Origin of the sequence: Sphingomonas sp., assembly GCF_019242355.1 — a bacterium.
Taxonomy (GTDB): Bacteria; Pseudomonadota; Alphaproteobacteria; order Sphingomonadales; family Sphingomonadaceae; genus Sphingomicrobium.
This window is the reverse complement of sequence record NZ_JAFAVR010000221.1, coordinates 1-9,605: the sequence shown is the minus strand read 5'-3', so window position 1 is coordinate 9,605 and position 9,605 is coordinate 1. Positions and strand designations below refer to the sequence as shown.

Sequence of the window (9,605 nt, the reverse complement as noted above, 5' to 3'; positions counted from 1 at the left end):
TTCGAATCCCTCCGTCTCCGCCAGCGTCCGGTTTCCCGTTCGATTAGCGCCAGTCCGCGCTTTGGGTGCGGCCTGCGGAGCTTCGCGGCGAGTCCGGCCGAGGCTATCCTTCTGCTTTGCGGGAGGATGCGATGGGTTGGTGTATCGGCCGGACAGAGGCGCTGAGCGACACATTGTCGGCGCGGCGCAAGGCCCTGGCGAAGCTTCGCGGGCTCGCGGATCTCGACGATCCCGAGAGCATCGTGGTGCCGATCCTGATCGACGCCATCCTGATGGCCGAATCCTACCGCGGCGCGCGGCACGACATCACCTTCCTGCCCGAGCTCACCCGAAGCGTCGACGCCCTGATCCGCGAGCTGAATGCCGCGGAAAAGGCGAAGGAGTGGGCGATCCCGGCGGAGTGAATCGAACCGTCCGCTAGCGACCTCAATCTCGCTCTCTTGCTCCTCTTGGCCCGTGAGCTATTGGTAGCGCTAACAGGGGAGGTCGAGAGCCATGCGTTTGCACCGGGTCGTCAGCACCGTCGTGGCGCTGCTTGCCATGAGTTTCGCGACGCAGGCGAACGCCACCGCTTATCGGAACTTCCGCGTCGCAATCTACGTGACCGTGCACGACACGCAGAAACTTGCCGACCCCGCGACGTTCGCGCGAGAGTTCGCCCGCGTCTCGTCGCAGCTCCAGTTCGACAAGGTCTATATCGAGGCCTACCGCGATCGCACCTTGGCGACGGACGCTCAACTCGAGACCGTCAAACGCGAGTTCCAGTCGAAGGGTATCCAGACGTCGGGAGGCATCACCCTGGCGGCGGGCGGGGCCGGCGGCCAGTTCGGCACTTTCGACTACGAGAACCCCACCGACCGCGCCGAGTGCGAGCGGGCCGTGCGACTGATCGCGCGGCATTTCGACGAAGTGATCCTCGACGACTTCTTCTTCTATAATTCCAAGAGCGACGCCGACATTGCGGCCAGGGGCAGCCGCAGCTGGACCGACTACCGCCTCGCCAAGATGAACGAAGTCAGCCGCGACCTCGTTCTCGGGCCGGCGCACCAGGAGAACCCGCGGGTCCGGGTGATCATCAAATATCCGAACTGGTACGAGCATTTCCACGGTCTCGGCTTCGATCTCGACCAGGAGGCGCATGCATTCGACGCGATCTACACCGGCACAGAGACCCGCGACCCGGAAATTACCGATCAGTTGCTCCAGCAGTATGAGAGCTACGAAATCTTCCGTTACTTCTCGAACATCCGCCCGGGCGCGAACCTCGGCGTCTGGGTCGACACCTATTCGATCCGCTCGATCGACCGCTATGCCGAGCAGCTTTGGGACGGACTGTTCGCCAAGGCGCCCGAACAGACGCTGTTCGAGTGGAGCGCGATGGCAAGCGACAAGCCGGCGGTCGCGGGTTCGCGGCCCTGGTCCGGGCAGGCCACGAGCTTCACCTGGTCGGCGATCGCGGCCAAGCAGCCTAACGCCGGCTGGGCAACAGCGGCGAATGCGGCGCTGCATATTGCCGACGGCGTTATCGGGCAGCTCGGAAAACCGGTCGGGATCGCCAGCTATCGTCCACCGCACGCGAGCGGCGAGGACTTCCTGCACAATTACATCGGCAACCTTGGCGTCCCCATCGAGCTTAAGGCGGACTATCCGACCGACGCGGGCACGATCCTGCTGACCGAGGCTGCAGCGGCAGACCCGAGCATCATCGCCCGGATCGACGACAGCCTGCACAAGGGCGCGAACGTGATCGTCACGTCGGGCTTCCTCGCGGCGATGCAGGACCGCGGCTTCCAGCAGCTCGCGGAATGGCATACGACCGGACGCGCGATCGCGCTCGACCGCTATTTCGACGGCTTCGGAGCAGGCAACGGCAGGGAGCTGACCGGCGTGCGGAAGCCGACGCCGGTGCTGTTCCCCGAGATCCGGTTCTATACCAACGACAGCTGGGGCATCATCCGCGGCGTCGTGGCGAAGAAGGGTTTCCCGGTCGTCCTGATGAACCATTATTCGAAAGGCACGCTCTACTTGTGGAACATGCCGGAGAATTTCGGCGACCTCTACACCCTGCCGCAACCGATGATCACTCGGATCAAGCAATATCTGTTCGGCGACGCGCCCGTGCAGATCGATGCGCCCGACCATGTCGCGCTGCTTACCTACGACAACGGATCCTTCATCGTGCAGAACTTCAGGGACGATGCGGCGCGCGTCGGCATCACGCGCAAGGAGAGGTCGGCCACCGAGTCAGTGGCCATTCCACCGCATAGCTTTCGACTCTTCGCCGCTCACTGAGAGCTGCGTGAAACGAGGTCGCCGCGCTCCGGCATATCCGTCTCTTCGAGACCCCGCTCACGGCGCAGCCGATTTGTGCGCTCCATGCCGTAGGCGAAGGAGCGGTCGACGGTGAACGGCTCGGGCTGAGCGCCTTCATCGCGCCAGATGCGGCGGCGGGGCAGGTCGAAGTGCCGATTGCCGTAGACGTGGATCGAGCCGGACGTTTCGTCCTGTGAATTCTCGATATCGTGGATCAGGTCGGGCGCGAGGATCTCGACCGACGGAGCGCGCATCACCTTGCGTCCGCGCCGGACCAGTCGATGCCCGTCCTCGGCATAGACGTAGAACTCCTCTGAGCCCTTGTAAACACCGATGACCGCCCAGCCGGCGTGATCGTGCGGAACCCCGTACAGGTTCGGCGGAAACGTGACGTGATAGATGGTGAGCTCGTCGCTGCTCACGAATACGTCCGCCATTGGTGTCGGTGACTGCCCAAACTGGCGCTGCGCGATCGCATTCGCAATGCCATCCGGATCGGCGATCGCCTCGCGAAGGATCGTGGCGATACGCTCGGGCGCGTCGTCCTCGCGAACGGCCGCGCTGCAGCAGGCAACGAAATCGTTGACGTCGAACGCCACTGAAACTCTCCCCTCAACACTCCGACTAAGTGCGCGAATCGACGCCGCGGATGAAGGCGTTGACGAGCGTGTTGAATGCATCCGGCTGCTCGATGTTGCCGAGATGGCCGGCCCGCTCGATCGGCTCGTACCGTGCGCCAGGAATGAGCCTTGCGAGCGCCTGCGACAAGGCGGGTGGAGTCGGCTTGTCCTCGGTCCCGCATAGTACCAGCGTCGGCACTCGTATCTCGTGTGCGCGGTCGCGCTGGTCGGCGAGCCAGACGGCCCGCGCGCCGATGACGTAGGACGTCGGGTCGATGCGGGCCATCGTCTCGATGACTTCCGACCGCACGGCCGGATCAGCGGGCTGCGCGAGCAGCACGTCCGCGCGGCCTTCCGCGAGGATGCGCATGTTCTCGCTTCCGGCCAGCGACCGGTCGTAAATGCCCTGTCCGTCGGGATGGTCGGCGAAACTGTCCGCAAGCACGAGCGATCGCACGCGCTTCGGCCAGGCATGGTGCATGGCGATCGCGATCACGCCACCGAGCGACAGGCCGCAGACATGCGCCTGGTCGACCTGGAGCTCGGTCATCGCGGCGAGGATCGATGTCGCGAAATCGTCGCGTGTCATGTCGTCGATCGCGGCGTCGCTCTCGCCATAGCCCGGGTAGTCGAACGCAATCGTTCGCCGGTCCTGTCCGAAACGCTCGAGCTGGCGACGCCACACGGATCTGTCCGAACCGACGCCATGCAGGAAGATGATCGGCGTTCGCTCACCGCCGCCGGCCTCGTCGTAACCGATGGTGATCCCGCTTGCAGTCGTCACCCGCGCCATGCCGGTATCTTGCCAGCCCAGGAGCCTGTCGAAAAGCGTCTTGCCATTCGCGCAGCTGGTGTATGACCCGCGCCAGACAGTTTCGAACGGGAAGATCGCATGCGCGCCATTGTCTTGGTACTCGCCGCCCTGATGTCCACGACGGCCCACTCGGCCGCGCCAGGCGCTGTGCCGGCGAAAACGAATATTGTCGCCGACGCGAATGCGCCGAAGGGCAAGCTTCCCGATACCGCAACGCCAAGGGCTTACCGCCTCGACCTCACCATCCTTCCGGAAGCGGCGCGGTTTTCAGGCCATGACGAGATCGATATTGCCGTCAATCGCCCGGCGCGATCCCTGTACCTCCACGGCCGCGACCTCGCCGTCACCCGCGCCACCGTACTCGCCGACGGCAAGGTCATTCCGGTGAAATGGACGCAGGTCGACAAGACCGGCACGGCCCGGATCGATTTGCCGCAGGAGCTTCCAGTCGGCAATGCGACCCTGCGGTTCGATTATTCGGCCCCGTTTGGCGACAGCGCGTCGGGCTTGTTCCACGTCAAGGTCGGCGACCGCTGGTACAGCTGGACCCAGTTCGAAAGCATCGACGCGCGCGCCGCCTACCCCGGCTTTGACGAGCCAGGTTTCAAGACTCCCTTCACCGTGTCGGTAACCACGCATCCCGGGCTTGTCGCCGTCAGCAATGCGCCGCAGGCTTCCGTGACAAGGATCGCCAACGGGCTCGAGAAGCACCAGTTCGCCGTTACGAAACCGCTTCCGACCTATCTGGTCGCAATCGACACGGGGCCGTTCGTTCACCGGACCGGCATGATCCCGCCCGATCCGGAGCGGGCGGCGCCGATGCCCTACGGCGCTGTCGCGACCCAGGCGCAGAAGGACAAGATGGGCTATGTGATGGCGGAAACGCCGCGCATCATCAGCCTGCTGGAAAAGTATTTCGGCGAGCCGTTCCCATTCCCAAAGCTCGACCAGATCGGAACTCCGGTCATGCCTGGCGCAATGGAGAATGCCGGCGCCGACACCTACGGCGACGGCATCATCTTCCTGCCTCCCGGCGCGACCACCGGCGACAAGCAGAGTTTCGGCATGATCGTCGCGCACGAGCTGTCGCACCAGTGGTTCGGCGATCTCGTTACGCCCGCCTGGTGGAACGACATCTGGCTGAACGAGAGCTTTGCAAACTGGATGGGCTACCGGATCGGCAACGAGTGGCGGCCCGAGCTCAACATCGGCGTCGGCGCGCTCGGCGAGGGCTTCGCCGCGATGAACACCGACGCGTTGATCGTCGGCCGGCCGATCCATCAGCCGATCAGCCAGAACAGCGAGATCGACTCCGCCTTCGACAGCATCACCTACGGCAAGGGCGGCCACGTCGTGGCGATGATCGCGGCCTACCTTGGCGACGACAAGTTCAAGCAGGGCGTCCGGCTGCACCTGCATCGTCACGCTTACGGCAATGCCACATCCGACCAATTCTTCCAATCGATCGCCGATGCCGCGCAGGACCCCAAGGTCCTCGCCGCGTTCAAGAGTTTCGTCGACCAGCAGGGCGTGCCGCTCGTCGACATCCGTCGCGACGGATCGAGGCTGGTCCTGACCCAGTCGCGCTATGCGTTCCTCGGCAGCAATCCGCCGCCGCTCACGTGGACGATCCCCTTCTGCGTCCGCGCCGGCGCGGCCAGGTCCTGCAGCCTGCTCGACCAGCATGTCACGACGATCGCCGCGCCCGGGCCGGGTGCGATCATGCCAAACGTCGGCGGCACCGGCTATTACCGGTTCGAGCTTGCGCCGGACGACTGGCGCGCGCTGATCGCCGGAGCGGCGCAGCTTCCCGCCGGCGAGGCGCTGGCGACAACCGACAGCCTTTGGGCCTCGTTCCGCGCCGGGCGAGCGCCGGCGTCCCTGCTGGTCGAGGAAGCGCGCGCGATGAGCGGTAATCCCGATGCGGCCGCCAGCGTCGGACCCGGCGAACGCCTGTCGGGGCTGCGCGCCCTCGGCCTCATCGCCCCTGCGCAGGAATCGGCATACCGCGCGCTGATCGGCTCGATCTACGGCCCCAGGCTGGCGAGCGTCGGACTCGATCCCGGCTTCGGCGCTCACGCCGGGGACTCGCCGGACCGGCAGTCGCTGCGGCAGGAGCTCGTGCAGCTGATGGCGTTCGACGCTCGCGATCCGGGCGTTCGCGCGACTCTCAAGTCCGCCGCGGAGCGCTATCTTGCGGGTGACGACAAGGCGCTTGACCCGGGTTTCCTCGGCGCGGGGCTCGCAGTTGTTGCCGAGGACGGCGGAATGTCCGCCGCGAAGCGGCTGGTCGAAAAGGGGCTGTCGAGCGAAGACGCCGAAATCCGTGCCAACCTGCTCGGCGCAGCCGCCGCGAGCGGCAACGCCGATGTGGCGCGCTACATCCTGGGGCTCAGCGATGCGCGGCTGCGCAGCTACGACAAGGTCAAGCTGATCGCCGGCGTCGCGGGCACGCCCGAAACTCGCGACATAGCGGCGAAGTGGGTGCTTGCGAACTACGACCGGCTGCTTGGCAGCGGCAACGGCATCTTCATCACCAGCCGTCTGCCCGGCGTCTTCAACAACCAGTGCGGAGTCGACGCGGCGCAGCACATCGAACAGGCGCTGGGGCCGCGCGTCCTCAAGGCCGGCGTCGGTGTGCTGGAGTTCCGGCGAATGCTTGAGCGGGTGCACAATTGCGGCGTGCTCAGGCAGGCAAAAGCGGCCGAGATCGCCGCAGCGCTGGCAGCCCACTGAGCGCCGCTCGAGCGTATGACGAAGATGACGGTCAACGGCGAAGCGGTCGACTACAGGCTCGATTCGCAAACGCCGTTGCTGTGGGCGCTGCGCGATGCGTCCAACCTCACCGGGACCAAATATGGTTGCGACAGCCGCGATTGCGGCGCCTGCACCGTGATCGTCGATGGCCGCGCGGTGACGAGCTGCAGCGTTCCCCTCGCTTCGCTCGAAGGCGCGCGAGTGACGACCATCGAAGGGCTGTCGCCGGACGGGTCGCATCCGGTGCAGCAAGCCTGGCTTGCCGAGCAGGTGACCATGTGCGGCTATTGCGAGCCGGGCTTCATCATGGCGATCGCGGCAATGCTTGAGGCGGGTGCAAGCAGTGGTGACGACGCGGCCGGAGCGCTGACCAATATCTGCCGCTGCGGCGCCTATCCGCGGATTCGCAGCGCGATCACGCGGGCCTCCGCGACGATGGCGGCGGCGCGGCAGCAGGCTTCGCAAGATGAACGAATGCCGAAACAACAATTCAGCCCTGCGTCAGCTGTCGAGTCGCAAAAGCCGTCGCAGTGACTTGGACTCTTTCATCTAGGGGAACAGTGATGCGTAAGATCATCTTCGGTCTTCTTCTTGCCGGGGCAGCAGCGCCGGCGCTCGCCGCCGGTGGCCCGAACCGCCACAACGATGATTCCGACCGCGACCAGCCTCGTGCCGAGCGGCCGGTCCGCAACAACGACGACGAGGCTCGTCCGCAGCGTCCCCAGAACGTGCAGCGTCCGCAGTTCAATGGTGGCCAGGGCCGTGCGGACTTCCAGCGCCCGCAGTTCAATGGTGGGCCGGGCCGTCCCGACTTCCAGCGCCCCCAGTTCGAGGGGGATGCGCAGCACGTGCGTCCGTCCCCGAACGGCAACGCCTTTGCCGATGGCGATCGCGACAGCGTCCGCAATTGGCGAGCTCCGGACCAGCGGGGTCAGCAAGACGGCTATTGGCAGCAGCGCGCCCGACAGGGCGGGTACTGGCAGCAGCGCAACGTCCGTCAGCAGCCTGCGAACGGCTATAATCGCGACTGGCAGCGCAACCAGCGGCCGGACAACAGCAACTGGCGCGACCGTTCGGGCCGAGTGCAGTGGAACCGCGACTGGCGCAACGACCGCCGCTACGATTGGCGTGAGCGCCGCGAGCACCACCACTCGCTGTTCCACCTCGGTCTCTACATCGACCCGTTTGGCTGGGGCTACCAGTCCTTCGGGATCGGCTACCAGCTGCGGCCGAACTACTATGAGCAGAACTACTGGATCGATCCCGCGATGTACGGCCTGCCTTACCCGCCGCCCGGCACGCAGTGGGTCCGCTACTGGAACGATGCCTTGCTCGTCGACATGTACAGCGGCCAGGTCGTGGACGAAATCCAGGGCTTCTTCTGGTAGACTCCAGACCGCTGTTGAACGAAGGGGCGTTGCGGCCAGTCCGCAGCGCCCCTTTCACATCGGCCATCCGGCCATCGTCGCGAGTCCGTCCGCAATGACCACAGCCTTCCGTGCCGCTCTCCTCACCTTCACCCTGCTCGCCGGAGCGCCGGTCGCCGCTGCTGCCCAGCAGCCCCCGGCGACCCCGCCGGCGAGTGCCCACGATCGCCTGTTCGCGCTGTTCCAGCGCAGCGACGAGGATTCCCTTCGCCGCAATCCCATGGACGCGATCGGCCGCGGCGACCTTCGCTACGCGGACCGGTTGGGCGACCTCTACAGCCCGGAACATTATGCCGCCGCGCGCACCGCCGGGCAGCGGGACCTTGCCGAGCTCCAGACCATCGACCGTGCGCAGCTCAGTCCAACCGACCAGCTGGCGTATGATGTGTTCGCCTATCAGACGAAGGACAATCTGCGCGGTCTTCAGCCTGACCTGCTCGAGCCGGTGCTGGTTCGCCCGATGAACCACTTCTACGGCATGCAGACCGAGTACGCGACCTTCGCCAGCGGCAAGGGAGCGGCGCCGTACAACACGCTCGCCGACTACGAGAACAGCCTTAAGCGAAATCGGGACTTCGCGCGCAACGTCGACGAGGCGATCGCGATGTGGAAGCGCGGAGAGGCAGAGGGAATCGTCGACACCAAGCTCACCGTCCGCAACATGATTGAGCAGCTCGACAACCAGCTCAAGATGACGCCCGAGAAGTCACCCTTCTTCGGGCCGGTGCAGAACTTCCCGGCGGCCATCGGCGCCGCCGACCGCACTCGGCTGACCGAGGCCTATCGCCAGTCGATCGCGACCGACATCTATCCTGCGCTGACGAAGCTTCGCGACTTCCTGCAGACCGACTATCTCGCGCGCGCTCGCGATACGGTCGGCGAGACGAGCATGAAGGGCGGCGACGCCCTCTACCGCTATCAGGTGCAGTCGACGACGACGCTGCCGAAGACGCCCGAGGAAATTCACCAGCTCGGGCTCAGCGAGGTCGCGCGCATTACAAAGGGCTTCGCCGAAGTGCAGCGCGAGGTCGGCTTCAAGGGCACGCTGCAGCAATTCTTCGATTATATGCGCACCAGCCCCAAGTTCCAGCCGAAGAGCAGGGATTCGCTGCGCGACGATTTCTACCGGATCAAGACCGCGGTCGAAGCCAAGGTGCCGCAATATTTCTCGGTCGTGCCGAAGACGGCGCTCGTCATTCGGCCTTACGATCCTTTCCGCGAGAAGTTCGAGGCCGGTGGCTCTTATGAGCAGGGCAGCGCCGATGGCTCGCGCCCCGGGACCTTCTATTTCAATGCCTACGACCTGCCCTCGCGCAGCACCTGGGAAGAGACGACCCTGTTCCTCCACGAGGGAGAGCCCGGGCACCATTTCCAGATCAGCCTGGCGCAGGAAAATAGCGCTCTGCCAAGCTTCATGCGGTTCGGCGGCAACACCGCCTATGTCGAGGGTTGGGCGCTCTATTCGGAAACGCTCGGCTACGACATGGGCTTGTACAAGGACCCCTATGCCCGGTTCGGGACGCTGAATGACGAGATGCTGCGGGCAATGCGCCTCGTCGTCGACGCCGGGATCCACACCAAGGGTTGGACGCGCGATCAGGCGATCACCTACATGCTGACGCACTCCGGCATGGGAAAGACAGACGCGACTGCGGAGGTCGAGCGCTACATCGC

At 65.2% G+C, this 9,605-nt stretch carries 8 protein-coding genes; 6 read left to right on the top strand and 2 right to left on the bottom strand.

Annotated elements, in window-relative coordinates; translation table 11 throughout:
* Positions 1-131: 131 nt before the first annotated feature.
* Positions 132-404 carry a hypothetical protein gene (locus tag JOZ79_RS10970; protein WP_294074060.1) on the top strand — a complete coding sequence of 91 codons (273 nt, stop codon included), beginning with the start codon at positions 132-134 and terminating at the stop codon, positions 402-404.
* A gap of 91 nt (positions 405-495) precedes the next feature.
* Positions 496-2,292, top strand: coding sequence for a hypothetical protein (locus JOZ79_RS10965; protein WP_294074059.1), 1,797 nt, complete (start codon positions 496-498; stop codon positions 2,290-2,292).
* On the opposite strand, the gene JOZ79_RS10960 is transcribed toward JOZ79_RS10965, so the two are convergent.
* Together JOZ79_RS10960 and JOZ79_RS10955 are read right to left on the bottom strand one after the other, a co-directional pair.
* Positions 2,286-2,912, bottom strand: coding sequence for a hypothetical protein (locus JOZ79_RS10960; protein ID WP_294074058.1), 627 nt, complete (start codon positions 2,910-2,912; stop codon positions 2,286-2,288). The two genes, JOZ79_RS10965 and JOZ79_RS10960, sit on opposite strands and share 7 nt — an antisense overlap.
* Before the next feature lie 25 nt (positions 2,913-2,937).
* Positions 2,938-3,726, bottom strand: coding sequence for an alpha/beta fold hydrolase (locus JOZ79_RS10955; RefSeq protein WP_294074057.1), 789 nt, complete (start codon positions 3,724-3,726; stop codon positions 2,938-2,940).
* A 99-nt stretch (positions 3,727-3,825) separates the two neighbouring features.
* On the opposite strand from JOZ79_RS10955, the gene JOZ79_RS10950 reads away from it, so the two are divergent.
* From JOZ79_RS10950 to JOZ79_RS10935, 4 genes are all read left to right on the top strand, one after another.
* On the top strand, positions 3,826-6,483 hold the full coding sequence (locus JOZ79_RS10950; RefSeq protein ID WP_294074056.1) for a M1 family metallopeptidase: 2,658 nt from the start codon (positions 3,826-3,828) through the stop codon (positions 6,481-6,483).
* Positions 6,484-6,498: 15 nt separating this feature from the next.
* Positions 6,499-7,038 (top strand): (2Fe-2S)-binding protein, encoded by a 540-nt coding sequence (locus tag JOZ79_RS10945; protein WP_294074055.1) that lies wholly within the window; start codon positions 6,499-6,501, stop codon positions 7,036-7,038.
* A 29-nt stretch (positions 7,039-7,067) separates the two neighbouring features.
* Positions 7,068-7,892: an RcnB family protein gene (locus tag JOZ79_RS10940; protein ID WP_294074054.1), complete on the top strand. Its 825-nt coding sequence runs from the start codon at positions 7,068-7,070 to the stop codon at positions 7,890-7,892.
* Between the two features lie 94 nt (positions 7,893-7,986).
* Positions 7,987-9,605, top strand: a 1,619-nt coding sequence (locus JOZ79_RS10935) for a DUF885 family protein (protein ID WP_294074053.1), incomplete at its 3' end; no start/stop codon positions are given.

Bases quoted from the DNA above. Each gene is read 5' to 3' on its own strand.
- JOZ79_RS10970 (WP_294074060.1), top strand. From the start codon at position 132: ATGGGTTGGTGTATCGGCCGGACAGAGGCGCTGAGCGACACATTGTCG.
- JOZ79_RS10965 (WP_294074059.1), top strand. From the start codon at position 496: ATGCGTTTGCACCGGGTCGTCAGCACCGTCGTGGCGCTGCTTGCCATG.
- JOZ79_RS10955 (WP_294074057.1), bottom strand. From the start codon at position 3,726: ATGGCGCGGGTGACGACTGCAAGCGGGATCACCATCGGTTACGACGAG.
- JOZ79_RS10950 (WP_294074056.1), top strand. From the start codon at position 3,826: ATGCGCGCCATTGTCTTGGTACTCGCCGCCCTGATGTCCACGACGGCC.
- JOZ79_RS10945 (WP_294074055.1), top strand. From the start codon at position 6,499: ATGACGAAGATGACGGTCAACGGCGAAGCGGTCGACTACAGGCTCGAT.
- JOZ79_RS10940 (WP_294074054.1), top strand. From the start codon at position 7,068: ATGCGTAAGATCATCTTCGGTCTTCTTCTTGCCGGGGCAGCAGCGCCG.